This is a genomic window from Paenibacillus sp. A14 (genome assembly GCF_036864815.1).
GTDB lineage: Bacteria > Bacillota > Bacilli > Paenibacillales > Paenibacillaceae > Fontibacillus > Fontibacillus sanfengchensis.
Map to the genome: position 1 here is coordinate 23,605 of NZ_JBAGJD010000009.1, position 21,273 is coordinate 44,877.

Sequence of the window (21,273 nt, forward strand, 5' to 3'; positions counted from 1 at the left end):
CGTGCAGGTCAGTTAAACTTGAAGCGGCTTCGGCAAGGAAATCCCTTCCGAATGCCGTTTCTTTTTTTAGTGAAAAAAATGAATTTGTAATAACACATTGACCATATTGTATATATATTATAATATATGTCATAACAAAAATGTAAATTTTACCAAACTAATTAAGGAGTTGATCAACTAATTTAAGGAAACGATGCGGCTATTTACTTTTGATAGCGGTTACATTTTCGGTCTTCATTCTATTCATGCCGGCCTTAATCACCTCTTGGGAAAGGAGCAGTGAATGTGAATGCCTCATCCGTGGAAAATGAGACAAACGGCCATCCGCGGTCAATTCAGACGCAACATCGCCTTGTACGTCATTATATCCCCCGCCGTCCTCTACTTTATCATTTGGCACTATTTACCGATGTACGGAGTGCAAATCGCCTTCAAGGATTTTATGCCCGCACTCGGCATCACCGGGAGTCCATGGGTCGGCTTTGAGCATTTCGAACGCTTTTTCAATGCCTATTATTTCTGGAACATCCTGCGCAACACGCTGGGCATCAGCATCTACGGACTCCTCATCAGCATCCCGGCTCCGATTATTCTGGCTCTCATGTTCAATGAACTTCGATCGAAAGGCTTCCGGACGGTCGCTCAAACGATCTCCTATGCTCCGCACTTTATTTCCGTCGTTGTCGCCGTCGGCATCCTGTTTTTCTTTATTTCTCCGAATCAAGGGGTCATAAACTCGCTAATCCAGTGGTTTGGCGGTTCCAGCCGGGATTTCCTGGCCGACCCGGGTTCGTTCTGGCATCTGTTCGTCTGGTCGGGACTTTGGCAAAGTATCGGCTGGTCCTCGCTTCTCTACACGGCCGCCATGTCCGGCATTTCGCCGGACCAATATGAAGCGGCGTATATGGACGGGGCCAACAAGTTTCAGCGTATTTGGCACGTCACCCTGCCGGGGATCATGCCGACGATCGTGATTCTTTCCATTCTTAGCCTCGGCGGCATCATGAATGTCGGCTTTGAAAAGGTGCTCCTTATGCAGTCCGACCTCAATTTGCAAACCTCGGAGGTCATTTCGACTTACATGTACAAGAGCGGGATTTTAAACGCCCAGTACAGCTTTTCCGCCGCGGTCGGCCTCTTTAACAACATCATCAATTTTATGCTGCTGATTTCGTTCAATGCCATTGCCAAACGGGCCGGGCAAACGAGCCTCTGGTAAATCGCGTGAGATCGGGAGGGTTGTGTAGATGAATCTCAGTATCCAAAGGACGGCGGGCGAAAAAGTGTTCGATGCGGTCAATTTCGCGCTGGTCCTGCTTCTAACGTTTCTGATTTTTTACCCGCTGGTGTTCGTGCTGTTCGCCTCGGTGTCGGACCCCCGCCTGATTTATGAAAATCCGCTGCTGCTTTGGCCGCAGGGCTTTCATTTGGAAAGCTATGCGAAGATCTTTGAGAATCAGGACATTTGGCGCAGTTACGGTAATACCTTGCTATACACTGTGGTGGGTACTTTGATCAATGTCACCATGACGGTGCTGGGCGCTTATCCGCTGTCGCGGCGGAGATTCTTCGGAAAAAATATCTTCACGTTTCTGTTCACCTTCACGATGTTTTTTAGCGGCGGCCTGATTCCTAGCTATCTGGTCAATCAATCGCTCGGCATCGTGAACACGATGTGGGCCCTGGTTCTGCCGGGGGCGATCAGCGCCTATAACCTGATCATTATGCGGACTTTTTTTCAGACGCAAATTCCCGTCGAGCTGGAAGAGAGCGCGTACGTGGACGGCTGCAGCGACTATCGGCTCCTGTACAAGATCGTCTTGCCGCTGTCGACGCCGATCCTCGCCGTGATGCTGTTGTTCTACGGGGTCGGCCACTGGAATTCTTACTTCGACGCCATGATCTATCTTTCGGACCGTGAGCTGTATCCCCTCCAGCTTATTCTGCGGGAAATTCTGATTCAGAACGATTTTCAGCAAATGACCGCGATCGCCATCGACGACGGGTATGCGGACCGGATGATGGTACAGGAAGGGATCAAGTATGCCGTGGTCGTGGTTTCCTCGCTTCCGCTGCTGGTGTTGTATCCGCTGCTTTCGAAATTTTTTGAAAAAGGGATTCTGGTCGGTGCCATTAAAGGCTGAACTTAAACAGCTGGGGTTGATATACATCGACGAAATGAACTGGAGAAAGAGGGGATGAATGATGAAGAGAAAGCTCGTGGTGCTGTTGGCCTTCCTGCTGGCTGTTACGGCCGGCTTGGCGGGCTGCAGCGGCGGTGGCGGTGGACAAACGGCCGGCAACCGGGGGGAAGAAGGCCAAACGGACGGGCTCGTAACGCTGAAATTTACGCGGATCAGCTATAACGATGTCCGCCCACCTTCAAAGGAACTGTGGATGTGGAAAAAATACGAGGAGAAAACCGGTGTCCGCATCGAATGGGAGGAAATCCCGGGCGCCAGCGTGACGGAGCGCAAAAACGTGATCCTCGGCTCCAACAATCTTCCCGACGCGTTCTACCAGCTCGGTTTCAGTAATGATGAACTTATCCGGTATGGAGAGCAGGGGATTTTCGTGCCGTTGGAAGGCCTGATCGAACAGCACGCCCCCAACCTGAAGAAGCTGTTTCAGGATTATCCCGAAGTGAAAAAAACGCTGACGATGCCGGACGGGCATATTTATTCGCTGCCCTATATCGACAGCGCGCTGCCTTACCGGTCCATTCGGCTCTATATTAACAAAACCTGGCTGGACCGCCTCGGGCTCGAACTGCCGAAAACGACCGAGGAACTGAGGCAGGTGCTGCTGGCTTTTAAGGAGCAGGATGCGAACGGCAACGGAGACGCGGATGACGAGATGGGCTGGATCATGCCATCCGGCACGATCAACAGCATGTTCGAACGCCAGCTGTTCGGCAGCTTCGGCATGGGGAACGGCGGGCTCAAAGCGGCGGAAAACTGGGTTTACAAGGATAAGGACGGGGCGATGAAGCTGATCTTCAACGACCCGAAGTACAAGGAGGTGCTGCAATACTTGAGACAGCTGTATGAGGACGGAACGCTGCCGCTGCTCAATTACTCCGAGTACGAATACGCCAAATGGGTAAGCGACGCGGCGAATGACAAAGTGGGCGCCTTCTCCTGGGGCGATCCTGCTTATATCGGAAATGCCGGGCCCAAAAACTTTGTCGGCATCAATGTGCTCGCGGGGCCGGGCGGCGATCAGGTCGTGAGCTGGATGGATCCGATGACGAGAGGCACTTCGTCCTTCACGATCACGAAGGCGAATCCGCACCCGGAAGAGACGATCCAATGGGTGGATTATTTTTACGGGGAAGAAGGCTCGATGTTCGGCTTCTTCGGAATCGAGGGAGAAACGTACAATATGGTGGACGGCAAGCCGGCATACATCGACGAGATCCGGAAATACGAAGGCGGACAGCAGTTGGGAGCCTTTCAGTACGTGGATAATGTCTACGGCGGGTATTATCCCTATGTCGAACCGCCGGCGGATCTTCGCTCCGCGGCCAAAGGCAAGACCGTGAACGAGGATTTCAAAACGAATTCCGCGGAGCTGGAGAAGTTCCTGCCGGAGGAAATCTGGCCGTCCTTCGTCCCGACGCCGGAGGAGAGCAAGGAGCAGAGCGCGATTTTGACCGATATCAACAAGTACATTACGGAAATGCGGGTCAAGTTCATCACCGGCAAAGCCAATCTGGAAGCCGATTGGGACAACTATGTCAGTACGCTGGACCGGATGGGCGCGCAAAAATATCTGGAAATCAAGAAAAGTCAGTATGAGCGCTATAAAACCGTGAAGTAGATGGGCTTACTTGGGCGGCTCCCGGAGGAAGCCTTCGGGGGTCCAACCCGGCACGCAAAATATGTTAAAATGAGCAATAGCAGGCTAATCATGGGAAATGGAACGGAGAAGGATGATGAGAGGAACGCTGTACAGTAAAATCGTAGAGGAAATGAAGGCGAAGATCGCCTCGGGGGCATACAGGCCGGATGAGCAGCTGCCGACGGAAGCCGAGCTTACCGAACGGTTCGGGGTCAGCCGCGTGACCAGCCGGCGGGCGCTGGAAGAGCTGGAGAAGCTGGGTTACATCTACCGGATTCAGGGAAGCGGAAGCTTCGTCAAGCCGCTAAGCCGGCTTCATGCCGAGCAGCAGGGAGACCGGGTCGGAAAGATGGTGTCGCTGATTCTGCCGGAGGAAGACGATCGCGGGGCGATGGGGTATATCCGCGGGGCCTCCGATTGGTTGAACCGGCATGGCTATTTCTTGAGCGTGCATCAGAGCAATTATGACAACAGCAAGGAGCGAAAGCTTCTGGAGGAGCTGCCGCGCCGCGGGGTTGCGGCGATCATCTATTACCCGCGGACGCCCAGCCATTTCGATGTCCTTCATAAGCTAGCTCTGGAGGATTACCCGCTTGTGACAATCGACAAGAGCTTTGAAAGCCTCTCGATCGGCAGCGTGGTCTCGGATAATTTTGACGGCGCCTATCAGGCGGTCTCCCATCTGATTGCGCTTGGCCACCGCCGCATCGGATTTCTGTCCAGCGTGTCCATTGAATTGACTTCATCGGTGCTTGACCGCTATTTCGGTTATTGTCAGGCGCTGAAAGACGGGGGAATTCCTGTGGATAGCCGCTTTGTCCACCTGGATGCGCGGATGATGATCGAGGAGCGGGGGCGGGAGCGCTTTTTTGAGGAACTGCTGCAATTGTACATAAGCGAGGGGATCACGGCCGTGCAGACGGAGAACGACCTGGTTGCGGCCAGCCTGCTCAACAGCTGTCTGGACGCGGGGCTTCGGGTACCGCAGGACCTGTCGATCATCGGCTACGATAACCATGCGCTGGCGGAGCATGTGGCGGTACCGCTCACGACGGTGGAGCAAAACTTTTACGAGATCGGCCGCAGGGCGGCCGAAATGGTCGTGGCTTGGCTGGAACAAGGGACTGCTTGCCGGGATAAGATGACGGTGCCCGTCAAGCTGGTCCGCCGGGAGTCGGCTGCCGGGACGGCCCCGGAGGCTCGGTCTGAAGGGACGGATGCGCCGGATACGCCGCAGCTTGCGGAGGCGGAATAGCATGTCGGGAGCGTGAGTTATATTCAAGCAAGTTGGAGAGGTGGAACTGCAAGATGAGCTTCCAAACAGGCAACCCGCTGTTTCCGGGATGGTATGCGGATCCCGAGGCGCGGATTTTCGGAAACCGGTACTGGATCTTCCCCACGTATTCGGCGGTGTATGAGGAACAGACGTTTTTTGACGCATTCTGCTCCGACGATCTGGTGACCTGGCACAAGGCCGCGCGGGTTCTGGATTTATCGGGCGTCCCGTGGGCGCGGCGGGCGGTGTGGGCGCCTTCGCCTATCGAGCATCGGGGAAAGTATTACCTTTACTTCGCGGCGAACGATATCCAAAATGATCGCGAGCATGGCGGCATCGGCGTGGCGGTCGCCGACCGGCCGGAAGGTCCATACCGGGACCCGCTCGGCCGGCCGTTGATCGATCGGTTCGTGCATGGGGCGCAGCCGATCGATCCGCATATTTTTATCGATGATGACGGGTCGCCTTATTTGTATTATGGCGGCTGGGGACATTGCAACGTCGTCAAGCTGGAGGCCGACCTGATCAGCCTGGGGACGCACGAAGACGGCGAGGTTTTCAAGGAGGTCACGCCGGAGGGCTATGTGGAGGGCCCCTGTATGTTCAAGCGGGACGGGTTGTACTATTTCTCCTGGTCGGAGGGCGGTTGGGGCGGTCCGGATTATTCCGTCGCCTATGCGTTCTCCGAATCACCGCTCGGTCCCTTTGAGCGCATCGAGAAGATATTGTCCCAGGACCCGGGCGTTGCGACCGGCGCGGGCCATCACGGCTATCTCCAGATCCCCGGAACGGATGAGTGGTATATCGTCTATCACCGGCGGCCGTTGGGGGAAACCGCGGCCAACCACCGCGTGGTTTGCCTGGAGAAGATGGAATTCGACGAGGCGGGAAGAATCCGGCCGGTCCGCCTGACCTTCGAGGGGGTCGGGCCGAGGAGATTAGCACGGCGGCCGGAGGGTTAGGAGGGGTAGCAGGCCGGCTCTTCGAGAATTAACGGGATAACCTCCCGTTAATTCTGGCGGTCTCGCCTCCGGGAGTCGAATTAGCGGGAAAAGCTCCCGCTAATTTCACCCTTTAGTCGGCAAAATGGGTTTGCGGCGCAAAATAACTGGAGTTTTTCCAGGTAATCGCGGCTTGCAGGCCGTTTAGCCAAAATTACCGGGAGGATTTCCCGGTAAATGTCCACCATGCTCGGCGGTTCAACGATTCTAGAAAACAACTTCTGCTTAATTCGTTTGCGCCTTCCTCCTCTATCTTCAGGTTCTCTTCTTCTACCCATAAGGTAGCAGTATTGGAGTATAATTGAAGCAAATAACTTAGCGAAGGGGAATCGATATATGAGAATCATAGAATTGAACCCGAATCCCGGCAGCCGGGCCAGACTGGTCGGATACTTGCATGATATCGAGAAGGAAAGCATGGGGAACCGCGTCGAGCGTCCTTGCGTCGTGGTCTGTCCCGGCGGCGGTTTCGAGATTCTATCTCCTCGGGAAGCGGATCCGCCGGCTACAGCATTTTTTGCGAAAGGCTATAATGTACTTACTCTATACTATTCTATTAGGGACGAAGCGGACGATTTGCGGCCGCTGGTGGACATTTCTCTCGCGATCCGGACGATTCGGGAAAATGCGGCCGAATGGAGCATTCTTCCCGATAAAATCGCCGTCTGCGGCTTTTCGGCCGGCGGGTATGTCGCGGCGGCTGCTGGGACGTTGTGGGATCATCCCAAGCTGAAACAGCGGGCCGATCTCCACAGCGGCCAAGGCAGACCTGACGCTATGGTGCTGTGCTACCCGGTCCTTTCGGCCGGCGAATTTGCACACCGCGGGTCGATCGAACGGCTGAGCTCCGGGTTGAGCGAAGCGGAAAGAGAGGCGGTGTTTTCGCTCGAACAACATGTTAACTCTTCCACGCCGCCGGCTTTTTTGTGGCACACGGTGGAAGATGCTACTGTGCCGGTGGAGAATTCCCTGCAATTCGCCGCCGCACTGCAACGCGCGCGCGTGCCGTTTGAATGCCACATTTATCAGAGGGGCCGCCACGGGATGTCGATGTGTACCACGGAGGTGGGCAGCCCGGATCCGCATTTGGCTACCTGGTTTCCGCTTTGCCTGGAATGGCTTGGGGAGCAGTTTGGGTTTGAGTATTGAGTTGTTTGAAGACCATCAAAACGTTAGACCGTCAGGTGAAATTCCCTGGCGGTTCTTTTATGGAGTTTGGCATCTGGCCTCCCAAGGCAAACGGCGGAATTACCGGCAGAGCTGCTGTCAGTTCCCGGGTCAGAGGCAGGAAGAACCGGAGTTTGTGTCGAAAAATGGTACGTTGGTTATGACTTGCTAGTGAAAGGTGAATCGGAATGAACGAACAAGCCAAATGGCGCAAAAAGGAATATACCGATTGGTTAAGACGAAAGAAGCGGGACAACGGGCAGGCGTACTCCGAAAATACGGTGATCTCCTATGTCTCCGCCCTGACGACAGCTCCTTCCAGATTAACGGGCCTTGAACTGGAAACTGTCGATGTGTTTGAGATCGCCGATGCAGATCGGTTCCAGAGCATGCGAATCATGATGGAGCAGGCGGAGAATTTTGCCGAAGTCAATAAAAAGGCGGGAAACCGGGCTTTTCAATATGGACTTTCTCTATACGAAGCGTTTCTGCGGGATCAGGAGAACAGGGCTATTTCAGAAAACGGTGACGCAGCGATAAAGAACTCGGAAACGGAGCTGTCACTTGACAAAAATATCATTCTGTACGGTCCTCCAGGTACCGGGAAAACCTACCATACGGTTCTTTATTCGGTGGCGATCATCGAAAATAAGCCGCTGTCCGCCGTTCTGCAGGAATCGGAGTCGGACGGCTATCGGCAAATCAAGCAGAGGTACGAGGCCTACAAGGCTAAAGGACAAATTGAATTTACAACATTCCATCAATCCTACGGATATGAGGAGTTTATCGAAGGCATCAAACCGAAAATGCTGTCCCAAGAAGACGACGGGTCCGCAGAACCCGGGGACGTGGCTTACGAAATTACACCCGGCGTGTTCAAGCGTTTCTGTGAAGCGGCACAGGAGCCTATCGTCATGTCCAGCAACGATTACGGAATCCGGAAAGATCCGACCGTATGGAAGGTATCCCTGGGCGGCTCCAAAGAGAACCCCGTCAAACGGGATTGCTTCGACAATGGAAGAATCCGCATTGGATGGGATTCTTACGGTGAAACGGTCAATGAAGAAACGGACTATAGCAGGCATGGGGGCAGGATGATTCTTGCCCGGTTTATGACGGAGATGCGGGCGGGGGATATCGTGCTGGTCCTGCACGACGAGGAGACGATCGATGCGATTGGCGTGGTTACCGGGGGTTACGAATGGTTGGAGGAGATGGAGGATTACAAGCGGTCCCGGAAGGTAAACTGGCTGGTCAAGGATATCCGGGAGAACATTATGGAATTAAACGGAAACACGGTGATGACGCTCGGGTCCGTTTATCGCCTGAACCGGATTACGCTGGCGGATGTCATGGCGATTTTGCAGAAGCATAAGAAAGGGCAGCTTCCTTCCGTGATCCGGCAGAACACCGATAACTATGTCTTTATTATCGATGAGATTAACCGGGGCAATATCTCCAAAATTTTCGGCGAGTTGATTACCTTGATCGAGCCGACGAAACGAATCGGCATGCCGGAGGAATTAAGGCTAAAACTCCCGTACTCGCAAAAACTTTTCGGAGTGCCCGGCAACGTCTATCTGCTGGCGACCATGAATACGGCCGACCGTTCGATCGCCCGCTTGGATACGGCGCTGCGCCGGCGTTTCTCTTTTGCCGAAATGATGCCTGATCCGGGGTGTCTGGCCGCCATAGTGATTGACGGGGAGATGCTGAACCTGAGTCGGATGCTGGATACGATAAACCGACGCATCGAAGCATTATACGACCGGGAGCATAGGATTGGACATGCCTACTTTATAGGTTTGAACAGCGACTCTACATTGGAAAAACTGGCGCATTTGTTTGAGCATACGATTATTCCGTTGCTTCAGGAATACTTCTACGATGATTATGAGAAGATACGCCTGGTGCTGGGGGACAACAACAAACCGGAAACAGATCAGTTTATTCATGTAAACCCTGTCAACATGGTCGAGCTGTTCGGCGATCTGAGCGAGACCGATCTGGAGGATAGCGTGACTTACCGAACAAATCCCCATGCGTTTCGGCGAATCGGCGCTTACCGGAAAATTTACGGCTCCAGCGGTCAGGAATAGGTTGTTCCCATGAACGCGAGGACGAATCTAACCGATAAGAATCGAAAAGGCTCCGACATTACGCTGAAGGAGTACGGAACCTTATGCCGAAATCCGGCGGGGGCGGCTTATGGCTACCAATGCATAGACGAGTCCGTATTTGACCGGCTTGAGCGCTTTATTTTGGAAAATCGGGCAGACGGGAAGGGGACCGAGGCTCTGGAACTGATGACCGTGGCAAGCAGGAAAGGAATCGGTAAAATCATCAGCGCCAAAAACTACGTCGGTGTCATCGCCATGTCGGAGGGGACCCGGATTGAAATTTTGCCCAAGGTGTACACCGGAAATGAAGAAATTTCGATGCTGCAAACCAAGCGAATTTTCCTTCACATGTTAAAATCAGTCGGCGATATTCCGGGGAAGGTGTTCCGCCATACGGATCTCGACGCAGGAAAGAACCACATTCTTGACTTGTTTATCCGGATGTTTATCGACGAGGCGGTAATCCTGGTGAAGCACGGATTGAAATCGGATTACCGGGAGCATCGGGACAATGAAACGTTTTATAAAGGGAAGCTCCGATTTGCCGAGCATATCAAGCATAATGCCGCCCACAAGGAGCGCTTCTATATCGAATTCGATGAATTCAGCGTCGATCGGCCGGAAAACCGACTGGTCAAAACGACAATCGAGTTGTTGATGAAAATAAGCAGCATCCCTAGAAATCGGAAGGATCTCCATATCCTGTCGGCCGCCTTCGATCAGGTCAAGAAATCCGAACAGCCGGAGCGGGACTGGGCGGGCATATCGATGGATCGAACGACACAGGAATACCGGACGCTGCTGGAGTGGTGCCGCTTATTCTTGTCCGGTCTGAGCTTTACGCCGTTTAAAGGCGAAAATAACGCATACGCTCTCCTTTTTCCGATGGAAAACATATATGAACGTTACGTGGCCAAGCAGCTTAAAAAAAGACTTTCCCATCCCGAAATCAGGGTCAAGTCCCAGGATCGGTCCTACCGCCTTTTTCAAACTCCGGCGAGGTTTCAACTGAAACCGGACATCGTTGTGCAAGGACCCGCCGGGGTCGCCGTGCTTGATACGAAGTGGAAGATCCTTTCCCGAGTCAAGGATTATGGCATTTCACAAGCGGATATGTACCAGGCCTATGCCTACGGAAAAAAATACGGAGCGGGCAGGGTCTATCTTTTGTATCCCGGAGTCCCCCGTATTTCGGAGCTTGAATCGCCTGTCGTATACGACAGCGGGGACGGTGTGGAGGTAAGGGTTGTGTTTTTGGATTTGGGTTTGGGTACGGACTGCGTGGGCGAGTTGGCTGAAGAGCTGCGGCATTGGGTTTTAAGTTATATAGGTTGAACTATTGATTTGCATATTAGACAGCGGTGTAAAGGGTTCTTATCACACTCTTGACCTGCAACTAACGATTTGGTTCGAAATAACGGGAATTCTTCCCGCTAACTTGGTGCGTATGTGGCTGCGGAGGCGAATTAGCTGGAAAACCTCCCGCTAATTTGCCTGAAATTGTGTATATCGGCAATAAGGCCGCAAAATAGATGGAGCTTTTCCAGCTAAATCCGATCGAAGAGCCAAGAACGGTATATTAACAGGAAATTTTCCCGTTAATGGTGTAGACTCCGACGTGTGGCCTAATATCTACCAACGCCAATTCTTTAGTTCAACCTAACCTAACGGAAAGTTGGGTCATGAATGAAATAGAAATACGCGGGAATCCGGTTCTGTATTCAGCAACCGGATTTTCTTGATTTCTAGCCCGATAGCGGCGCCGTTTCGTTATTTTGCCTCGGATCGGGGCCTTTCCGCAATCTTGACTAACCTTAAAGGACGTGGTATTTTAGCTTAACTAAAAGCCCCTGCTTGATAGGCTGGCCCATTTCGGCCACAGATCGGCGCATTATAGCCTCTTCCGTGAATCAAGACGAATCATAAGGGAGTGAAGCTGTTGTCTCGCACTTGGTATCGTCGTCTCCTCTTATCTTACTTTCCTATTTTCCTGATTACCGTAACGATTTTGATTTTTATCGCCTTTCTGTTCGTGAATGAAATCTCCCGCGCGGAGACCAAGAAGGCGGACCGGATTACGAACAACTATCTCGTGGAAAGCCTGCAGCGGACTTTAAGGGAAATTGAGATGGGTGTTTTGAAAGAAGTGGAAAGCAATCCCGGCTACAAGGAATATTTCAACAGAGACGTCGGCGACACCACTTCGATGTATGCGGTTGCAGCCAGCCTTCGCAAGCTGTCCGGCAATCCCGATTTCATTAAGTCGATCTATCTGTACCGCCAAGCGGACCAAAGCATTCTTACCCAGAATGGACTGAACGAGTTGCAGACCTTCGCGGATAAGGCGTGGGTGGAAAAGGTTTTGTCCGGACAACAGGAGCAGGGCTGGATGCCGGTCCGGGAATACAAGGATATGTTTGACAAGACGCCCGTTCGCGTCATTTCCATGTACAAGCGGATGCCGCTTCCTTTCGGTTCGCAAGGCGTTCTTTTTATCAATGTGAAAATAAGCGGGATCGAACGGGTTGTGGACGAAATGGTGGATGGTCAAATTTCCTTTGTGGAAATCCGGGACCGGCAGGGCAACACGATTTACAACGCGCATGCAAACGGTGAAAGCCGGGGGGGAGGCAAAGTCCTCAACACGATCCATTCGGAGACGTTGGGCTGGACATTTGTAAGCGGTATCAAGGACGGAAATCTGTTCGGTTGGGTATCCGTGATCTCGTATATCTGGGTCATTCTCGGGTTGATTACGGTAACGGGCGCAGTCGTTTACATCATCTATATCACCCGGAAAAACTACAAGCCGATTCAGGTGATGATGAACCGCATCGAATCGCTGCAGCTCCGCAATGCTGAAAGCGGATTCATCCGGGACGAAATGAAGCTGATCGAGAACACCCTGGAGAGTCTGATCAATCATACGCTGGATTATGAAAAGCAGCACAAGGAAAACCTGCTCCTGCAGCGGAGCCGATTATTCATGGATATTCTGCAGGGAGAACGGATGGACTGCATTCTTCAACGGATGGAGGAGCTCGGTCCGCTCTCCGGGATTCCCCAAAGGGCCAGATTTGCGGTGGTGATCGCGGAAATTAACCGGTATGACGCCGTTTTTCAGAACACCTATTCCAAAGGAGATCAGAACACTTTAAAATTCGCGCTCATGAATGTTTATCAGGATCTCGCGCGAAACGCGGAGCTGCAGGGCTGGGCGGAATGGGTAACCACGAACCGGGTGGCCATTATCTTTCCGGTGACCGCCAGCGACGCCGAAATGCGGGAGAAGATGCGGATCGTCGCCGACGACTGCCGGGATTGGGTGGAGAAGCATTTGCGCATTTCCTTAAGCTTCGGCATCGGCTCGATGGCCGAAGGCCCGGAAGCGATACGGGATTCGTACAGAGCAGCGGAGGCCGCGCTGCAGCATAAGCTCCTCGTAGGCGAGAGCATCATTATGACGGGCGGGGAGAGCGCCCGGACCGATCTGATCGAGACGTACAAGTATATGCAGATGATCGCCGATTTTGTGCGGGAATTTCGGATGTCCAGCGGGAATTGGCGGCTTCGGCTTGAGGAGATCTTCGACTCCTTCCAGTCCGATTTTATGAAGGATGACGATATCCGCTCGTTGATTCAGGCGCTTCTGCAGATGCTCGGCAGGGAAGTGGCCGTGATGTCGGAGGAACTGCAGCGGGAATTCGCCGGGGAGAAAGCCGCGAAGCGCCAGCAGGCGCTGAAGGAGGCCGAGTCCATCGGCCAATTGAAGGCGCTGTTGTTCGGGGACCTCACGGACGTGTTTCGGACCTATGTATCGGTCAGCGAAACCAAAAGCTACCGGGCGATGGTGTGCGAAATGAAACAATACATTGAGGAAAATTTTACGAATCCCGATTTGTCGCTCAAACATCTCAGCGATCGTTTTCAAGTCTCCGGAAAATACGCCAGCTATTTGTTCAAAACGGAATTCGAGATGAAATTCGTCGATTTTCTGATGGAACTGCGCATGAAAGAAGCGGAAAAACTGTTGTTGGAAACGGAAGACCCGCTGCAGGAAATCGCCCGGAAGGTGGGCTATGCCAATTCCATCACCTTCGGCAGAGTGTTCAAACGGATTGTCGGCATGACCCCGGGAGATTACCGCAGGATCAAGCGTTTTACGCTGACCCGGGAATGAGGGCAAGAATCAAGGTGCAGGCGTTCAGGCCGGTACCCGCTCGCGGCGGAATTCTAACGGTTGTGTCAGCCGCTATTTTGCGAAAACGAAGTCTTTCAAAAATCTAACGGTCGTAAACGCCGTTATCTTCCTTCTCTCCCAGCCAAATAGCTATGATTATGCAAAATAAGCGCCGTGACGACCGTTAGGCTTAGAAGTTGTCGTTTTCAGGGCAAATAACGGCTGTGACGACCGTTAGAATACAAAAAGCAGTCTTTTTTGTATACGCTGCCGTCGGCAGCGCCAAAAGATAACCCGCAGTATGCCGGTAAGATACCTGCCCGGGAAGGGAGGCGGCACGCTGCGGGTTTGTCTGTTTCGGCCGGGCATTTCCGGTGGGATCGGCTTATCGCGAAAACGGTTTATTGAATTCGGTTAACGAAGCGCCGGCCGTGATTTTTGAAAACGGTTTAGCCTCGGAGAAAGGTCAGCCGCAATCCGAAAGGAAGAAATATCGCCGATTTTCCCATCCGAAACTGGTTTATTGTCACCGGAACTTTCGGTGTGACATACTAGGGCCATCCCAAGGAAGCGGTAAGGGTGCGGGCGATTCAGCGTGATACAACACCGCTTAAGCATCATAAGTAGCCTACCGGGAACGAAGAAGACACACTTTACAAAGCACTTGCAAAGGAGATGGGATTATGGCAGTAAAGGCAAGAAAAGGGGTACTTTCAAGGGCGCTGGCATTAGCGATGGCCACGGCGATGACGGTCTCCCTGCTAGCGGGCTGTTCCTCCAAATCCGCCGAAGGAGAAGCGTCTTCAAAGAATGGCGCGGCGGAGTCAGGCAAGAGAGTTACTTTGAAAGTGGAAGTGTTCGATCGGGGGAATTCGCCCGCGCCTCACACGATTACCAACAATTATCTGACTCAATTCGTGCAAAAGGAATTCGGCGATCCGAACAACATCGACGTGCAGTTCGTCCCAATTCAACGATCGGAGGAAGTCACCAAGCTGAACGTTCTGATGGCCAGCGCATCCGATGTGCCGGACATCGTATTCGTCTATGATTCCAGCGTATTTTACCGGTATGCCCAGCAGGGCGGGTTGACGGAGGTCGGTCCTTTGCTCGATGAGCACGGTCCGAATCTGAAGAAATTCCTCGGCGAGGAAACCCTGCAATACGGCAAACTGGACGGCAAGATGTACGCGATTCCGGGCAAGCGGGCCATCACCGGGCGTTATGCTTCCTATATACGTCAGGATTGGCTCGACGCCCTGAACCTGCCGGCTCCGCAAACGACGGAGGAATTGTACAACACTTTGAAAGCGTTTAAGGAGAAGGACCCCGGCAAAGTGGGCGGCAAAGTCATCCCGATGGGGATGGCGCTGGCTCCCGCCCAGTACGAACCGTTGATTTACTCCTTCATCAAGCCGGTGAAGGGCGATTTGACTTACCCGCAGCGGTATGAGATGCCTTTTCACGAAGGCTTTAAGGATGCCATGAAATTTATGAACAAACTGTACAACGAAGGGTTGATCAGCAAGGACTTCAGCTTGGACGAAGACAAGAGCCAACTGGTCAAGGATATCCAGAACGGCAATGTGGGCTTTTTCTCCGACGATGTGGACCGTATTTTCTATGACGAAGGGATTCTTGACAACCTGCTGAAAAATGTAAGCGGTAGCAAACTCGCCGCCATCGACGCCTATACCAATGCGGAAGGCAAGCACGCCAAATCCCGCTATGCTTCCAACGGCCTCTACATCATGATTCCGAAAAGCAGCAAACGCGCCGTAGAAGCGATTAAATATCTCGACTGGATGGCGTCCGGAGACAACCTGGTTCATATGTACAGCGGGGTGGAAGGCGAGAACTATGAACTGGTGGACGGCATTCCGGTTATGAAGCCTGATGCGCCCCAGGAAGCGGTGGACCGGATTTACAACGGCGGCGACATGGCGATTATCTCCAACGGGAAAAACTTCGGCGATGTGAAGACCAACGAAAAAGCCTGGATTTTCGGCTTCCCGGAACGCAACCAGGAGATGCTGCGGCAATCGATCGATATCGCCAACCAGGACACGATCGGCCCGATCGCTTTCGGCAAACCGATTGAAGCGGAAGCGAAGTACGGCACCGCCCTGCTCGATAAATTGAACGTGATTATCGTAAAAAGCACGATGTGCAAACCGGAGGAATTCGAGCAGGTCTATGAGCAGGAAATGAAAGACTTCATGGCCAAAGGCGGTGCCGAACTGCAAAAAGAGCTTGAGGAGGCGCTCAAAGAGCTGAAATAGCCGGAAGCTGGAAATGACGAATGTCGGGGCGTAAAGACTCATGTCATGCCTTTGCGCCCTTCCTTTTTTCCGGACAGGAGGGGACCAAGTTGAAAGGATCAGCTTATATCAAGCGATATTGGCAGCTGTACGCGCTGCTGTTGCTGCCGATCGTTTATTTTCTGATATTCCGCTACGGGCCGATGTACGGCGTTCAAATCGCTTTTAAAGATTTTAATTTGTTTCAGGGGATCGCGGGCAGCGAATGGATCGGCTTTGACGCCTTCCGCCAGGTCTTCGCCATGCCGGATTTTTACGTGACCTTGCGAAACACGTTCATGCTGAATTTTCTCGATCTGATCGTATCTTTTCCGGCGCCGATCCTCCTGGCGATCATGCTGTTTGAAATGAGATCGGTCTGGTTCAAAAAAATCTCGCAGACCATTCTGTACATCCCCCATTTTATTTCCTGGGTCATCATCGGGGGGATTGTTTACCAACTGTTCGGCAACCAATCCGGCATGATCAATAACCTGCTGATGAACATGGGCCTCGATCCGATTCCTTTTCTTACCGAGAAAAATCCCTGGCTGCTCACCTATTTGTTCACGGGCGTCTGGCAGAGCGCCGGTTGGGGGACCATCCTGTACCTTGCCGCCCTGACCGGCGTCAACAAGGAGCTGTTTGAAGCGGCGGAAGTCGATGGAGCGGGACGGTTGAAGCGGATTTGGAACATCACCCTGCCCTCCATCAAGCCGACCATCGTGACGTTGTTGATTCTCAACCTGGGCAAAATGATCAGCATCGGCTTCGATCGTCCCTATATTATCGGCAACGTGGCGGTCCGGGAGTATTCCGACGTACTCAGTACCTTCGTTTACCGGGTGGGCCTCGAATCGGGGCAGTACACGCTGGCCACCGTAGTCGGTCTGTTCCAGGCGGTTGTGGGTCTTGTCTTTATTCTCGGCTCCAACTACATTTCCAAGAAACTGACCGGAGACGGCATCATGTAGACCTGTTAGGGAAAGGAGTTGATTTTTCGTGAGCGAACGCGCATCCAACCGCATGTTCGAGGCCTTTTTAACCGTTTGTGTTTTTATTTTCGTCATGCTTTGCCTTGCTCCATTCCTGCATATTATTGCGATTTCCTTGAGTTCGAACCGGGCGATCACTTCGGGCGAAGTGACGCTGTTTCCCATCGAGTTCAACTGGGAGGCTTACAGCAAAGTGTTCTCCGATGTATCGATGATCCGTTCTCTCGGGTTTACGATCATCCTGACCGTGGCGACCACGCTGCTCTGCATGGTGTTTTCGGTCGCCGCCGCCTATCCGCTGACGAAAGGGAATCTCAAGGGTCGCCGCTTTTTCATGTATCTGATCATTATCACGATGTTTTTCAGCGGCGGCATCATTCCCGAATACCTCCTGATTCGCGATCTCCACATGATCAACTCGGTGTGGTCGCTGATTTTGCCGGGGCTTATCAGTCCGTTTAACCTGATTATTCTCATTTCCTTCTTCAACAATATTCCGCCAAGTCTGGAGGAATCCGCGGAAATCGACGGGAGTTCCCATTTGCACACGCTGATTAAAATCGTGCTCCCCCTTTCCATGCCGGTGATGGCGACATTAGCGCTCTTCTACGCCGTCGGCCGCTGGAACGGGTTCCAGGATTCCCTGATGTATATCAACAATCCGGACCTCTATCCGATTCAACTAAAGCTGTACCAAATGGTACAGAACAACATGGTCACGGAATTGACCCAGATGGAAGGCTCGAACAGAACGGCGCTGACCCCGGAAAGCCTCAAGGCGGCCAGCGTGGTGTTCGCCACCGTGCCGATTCTGCTGGTTTATCCCTGGCTGCAAAAGTACTTCGTCAGCGGCGTCATGCTCGGCGCGGTGAAAGGGTAGAAGCAACGGAAGGGAGGATAGGCAATGCAGAACGATAAAGGAACGTATTCATTTTCGACCAGCTGGAATATCAAAAGGCATACGGTTGGACGGGACATGGTCCGTGAAATCGGGGAGCTCGGCTTTCACTATATCGAGCTGAATTACAACGTAACCCGGGAGATGCTTGCGACGATCGAACCGATGATCGAGCGGGGGGAAATCGGCGTATCCAGCGTGCACAACACGTTCCCCCATGTCCCCGATCCGGACTACGGCACGGATTCCGTACTGCTCGGGTTCGAGGAGGAAGACAAACGGCAGCGGGCCATCGAGCTGTTGGTACGGTCCGCGGAGTATGCCCATCGCTACGGCGCGCAGGCGGTCGTCGTCCATCCCGGAGAGGTGCCTATGGCACATGAGACGATCAAAGAACTGGAAAGATTGTACAACGAGTCGGGGAGAGACTCCGAAATGTACCGGACCAAGTGGCGGGAGATGATGGAACGGCGACAGGCGGGGAGCGGCCGTTATGTGGATCAAATCTGCCGCAGTCTGGAGGAAGCGTGCGACCGGATCGCGGCCAAGGGCTACAAGGTGGGCTTCGGCATCGAAACCCGCTCCCGCCCGAATCAGATACCAAGTTTACAGGAAGCAAAGACGATCATCGGAAGATTGAAGGGCGCGCCGGTGTACTTGTGGTACGACATCGGGCACGCCACCATGATGGAACGTTTGGGCCTGTACGACAATGACAAGGAAATGGACGGGTTGATGGATTCCATCCTGGGGGTCCATATTCACGAAACGATCGGTCTTTCCGACCATTGGTGCCCTTATGTGCAAAGCAAGGATATGCACGCTTTTGACCGCTTTCTGCCCATGATCGAAAAGGCCAAGGTCAAAGTGTATGAGCTGAAAGCGGCCTGCCGGCCGGATGAAATTCACGAGAGCCATGAGCTGATCCTAAGCAAGATATCCGGCGAAGGCGACGGGAGTTTGACGTAATGCGGATATCGGATGCGTTCGTTCGCGAGAGCGCCTTATGGTATGCGCCCCTGCTGCTAATGGATAAACGGGAGCCCTTCTTCCCCGTGCGGATCGGGGTGACGAAATTTGAAGCGGAAGAGGATTCCCCTTCTTTCCGGCGCCGCATGGCATTCGCGGACCGGAAGGTGCAAAGCGTGCTCGAATACGCGATTTACTATGATTACGACATCCAGCACCTCTATGACCTGGAGCATGTCTGGATTTACATCGGTAAGGAAGGCGAGGTTGTGGATGCGGAAGCCAGCTTTCACGGGAAATACCTGAAGGCGCTTCGACCCGACCGCTCCAATGTAAGCCATGGCCGGGTGACGCTGTATGTGCAGCCCGGTAAGCACGCGATGGCGCCGCTAGCGGAGCGGTTTGAACGGCTGCCGGATTTCGAGCGCTGCGCGATGGAAGAAGCGGGGGCGGACGGCGTCATCTATGGGGACATGTTTGCCGGATTGACCCGGAAGGACGATGAAACCGACTGCCGGGTTCGGGAGCATCTGCAAAGGTTCCGCTTCCGGCCTTCCCGGGAATATGAGGAATTTCGCTGGGAACAGGAAGCGGAGCGGTTCGTCCCGTGGGAGCGATTGTATGCGGAGATTCCCGAGCGCATGCGGAAAGAATTGGCCTTGATCCGCGGATGGTAACACCGGTGTTGGATGATCCGCTGAACTAAACATGGGGGAAGTGAGCAGGATGTACGAAAAACTGGTGGCTGTGAACGATGCCTGGGCGGAGGAAGGAAAGGCCCGTCAAATATTGGAACCGGAAAGCCGCTATTACGGCGGAACGATCGATCCGGCGACAGGCATCGCTTGGGTCAACCATACGACGGGAACACCGACGGTCATGGCCTTTTTGGGGGCGGCTTTGGTCAATCCCGATTCCGCCTTTTACCGGGATGAGGAGCTGCTGGAGCGGCTCAAGCTGGCGGCGGAATTCGTGCTGCGGCTTCAGCACGAGGACGGCTCGATTTCTCCGGGCTGGACCAACTCCCATTCCCCGCCGGATACGGCCTTTGTCGTTGTCGGCTACGCGCAGTTGGTTCAATTGCTTGCCAGAGATGCCTCTGCCTGGGAGCCGCTGGCCCCCGTTGTGGAACGAATGAAGCTGTTCCTGGAGCGGACAGTACCGGTTCTGCTGACCGGAGGCTGCCACACCCCGAATCATCGCTGGGTATTGTGCGCCGCTTTGGGATTTCTTCATGACATCTTCGGCCTCGAAGAAGCCGTGCAGCGGGCCGACCAGTGGCTGGCGGAAGGGATGGACATCACGCCGGACGGCGAATGGACCGAGCGGAGCAACGGCATTTACAGCGCGGTCAGCGATCTTATGCTGATCCACGCGTCCCGTCTTCTGCAGCGTCCCGAACTGCTTGAGCCGGTCCGCCGGAATTTGCGGATGATGACCTACCTCGTTCATCCGTCCGGGGAAATCGTCACGGATTATTCGGGACGTCAGGATTTGGGCCAATATCATGATTTGTCGCCGTACTATCTGCCTTATGCGATTCTGGCCCATCTGGACCGCGATCCGGTGTTTGCCGGCATGGCCCGGCTGGCGGGGGACGCCCTCACGGGGCCCGGCGTAGTGTCCACCAATGTGCTGGTCCGGATGATGCTGGAGCCCGAATTAAGGCAACCTGCCGTGGAGCCGGCCCTGATTCCGACCCGTTACGAAAAGCTGCTGAACGGCGAGTTTCTGCGTGCCGACTATCTGGCCGGGATGGAGGCGGCAGGACATAACGGCCGCATCTTCCACAGCCGGCTGCATACCGAATTTGGCGCACCAGTGGCCCGCTACCGGGACGGCGATACCAGCGTGACGCTGATGACGGAGACCCCTTCGTTCTTTGCGCTCCGTCACGGCAAAGTCCGGATTCTGGCGGTTCAGATCGCCTCCTACTTCTACCCCGGCTACATTCCGATGCAGGAAATGACCGTGCTGGAAAACGGCTACAAGCTCGAAGGGGAACAGAAGAAAGGCTATTACGGACCGGTTGCGGAGACGCTGCTCCCCGCCAGGTCCAGAGAGCCGGTCAGCCCGTGGTATCTCCTGCCCCATCACAGCCGGCTCATCACCCATGAGCAGAAAATCCGCATGACGGTGGAGGCGCTCCGTACGGATCGCGGCTGGGAGCTTAAGGTCGCATGCGCGGAGCCGATGGATGTCATGACCCAAATATCGCTTGTATTCGGCAGCGAAGGCGAGTTCGTCGCCGGGGAATTTCAGGATAACGGCAGCGATACCTTGCTGTGGAGCGGGGGCACCGCCCGGTACGAATGCGAAGGGGACTGGGTGGAACTGACGGGCGGAGAACTGGCGCATTTATCGACCGGCGTCCGCGAAGCGGGTCTCCCCCCTCACTGCAAAACCCTGCTCGTCAATGTGATGACTCCCTTCGAGAAGACGATCGTCCTTACGCTTTCGCCGGAAACGAAAGGGGAAAAGTGAGGGGAAAACGGGAACGGTGGGCAGTATCAGGTTGGACGGG

Annotated in this window: 15 protein-coding genes; all 15 read left to right on the plus strand. The window is 53.8% G+C overall.

What is annotated here, in order from left to right; all coding sequences use genetic code 11:
* The first annotated feature begins 307 nt into the window (after positions 1–307).
* The gene (locus V4U88_RS20695; protein ID WP_334075150.1) at positions 308–1,219 is read left to right on the plus strand and encodes an ABC transporter permease; all 912 of its coding nucleotides are present in this window, start codon (positions 308–310) and stop codon (positions 1,217–1,219) included.
* A 28-nt stretch (positions 1,220–1,247) separates the two neighbouring features.
* A complete protein-coding gene (locus tag V4U88_RS20700) occupies positions 1,248–2,144 on the plus strand; it encodes a carbohydrate ABC transporter permease (protein WP_334075151.1) in 897 nt (298 codons plus the stop codon).
* A 58-nt stretch (positions 2,145–2,202) separates the two neighbouring features.
* Positions 2,203–3,822: an extracellular solute-binding protein gene (locus tag V4U88_RS20705; protein ID WP_334075152.1), complete on the plus strand. Its 1,620-nt coding sequence runs from the start codon at positions 2,203–2,205 to the stop codon at positions 3,820–3,822.
* 112 nt (positions 3,823–3,934) lie between these two features.
* A complete protein-coding gene (locus V4U88_RS20710; protein ID WP_334075153.1) occupies positions 3,935–5,098 on the plus strand; it encodes a GntR family transcriptional regulator in 1,164 nt (387 codons plus the stop codon).
* 53 nt (positions 5,099–5,151) lie between these two features.
* Positions 5,152–6,081, plus strand: coding sequence for a glycoside hydrolase family 43 protein (locus V4U88_RS20715; RefSeq protein WP_334075154.1), 930 nt, complete (start codon positions 5,152–5,154; stop codon positions 6,079–6,081).
* Between the two features lie 375 nt (positions 6,082–6,456).
* Complete coding sequence (locus tag V4U88_RS20720) at positions 6,457–7,269, plus strand: alpha/beta hydrolase (protein ID WP_334075155.1); 813 nt, start codon at positions 6,457–6,459, stop codon at positions 7,267–7,269.
* A gap of 206 nt (positions 7,270–7,475) precedes the next feature.
* Positions 7,476–9,386 (plus strand): AAA family ATPase, encoded by a 1,911-nt coding sequence (locus V4U88_RS20725; protein WP_334075156.1) that lies wholly within the window; start codon positions 7,476–7,478, stop codon positions 9,384–9,386.
* A 9-nt stretch (positions 9,387–9,395) separates the two neighbouring features.
* Positions 9,396–10,742, plus strand: a complete 1,347-nt coding sequence (locus V4U88_RS20730; protein WP_334075157.1) for an McrC family protein — start codon at positions 9,396–9,398, stop codon at positions 10,740–10,742.
* Between the two features lie 604 nt (positions 10,743–11,346).
* Positions 11,347–13,587, plus strand: coding sequence for a helix-turn-helix domain-containing protein (locus V4U88_RS20735; protein ID WP_334075158.1), 2,241 nt, complete (start codon positions 11,347–11,349; stop codon positions 13,585–13,587).
* A 683-nt stretch (positions 13,588–14,270) separates the two neighbouring features.
* The gene (locus V4U88_RS20740; RefSeq protein ID WP_334075159.1) at positions 14,271–15,869 is read left to right on the plus strand and encodes an extracellular solute-binding protein; all 1,599 of its coding nucleotides are present in this window, start codon (positions 14,271–14,273) and stop codon (positions 15,867–15,869) included.
* 89 nt (positions 15,870–15,958) lie between these two features.
* Entirely contained in the window at positions 15,959–16,861 is a 903-nt protein-coding gene (locus tag V4U88_RS20745) for an ABC transporter permease (protein ID WP_334075160.1), read from the plus strand.
* 28 nt (positions 16,862–16,889) lie between these two features.
* Positions 16,890–17,762, plus strand: coding sequence for a carbohydrate ABC transporter permease (locus V4U88_RS20750; RefSeq protein WP_334075161.1), 873 nt, complete (start codon positions 16,890–16,892; stop codon positions 17,760–17,762).
* Between the two features lie 24 nt (positions 17,763–17,786).
* Positions 17,787–18,749, plus strand: a complete 963-nt coding sequence (locus V4U88_RS20755; protein WP_334075162.1) for a sugar phosphate isomerase/epimerase family protein — start codon at positions 17,787–17,789, stop codon at positions 18,747–18,749.
* Positions 18,749–19,426, plus strand: coding sequence for a hypothetical protein (locus V4U88_RS20760; protein ID WP_334075163.1), 678 nt, complete (start codon positions 18,749–18,751; stop codon positions 19,424–19,426). The genes V4U88_RS20755 and V4U88_RS20760 overlap by 1 nt, the downstream gene beginning before the upstream one ends.
* A gap of 49 nt (positions 19,427–19,475) precedes the next feature.
* On the plus strand, positions 19,476–21,233 hold the full coding sequence (locus V4U88_RS20765; protein WP_334075164.1) for a hypothetical protein: 1,758 nt from the start codon (positions 19,476–19,478) through the stop codon (positions 21,231–21,233).
* Positions 21,234–21,273: the final 40 nt, after the last annotated feature.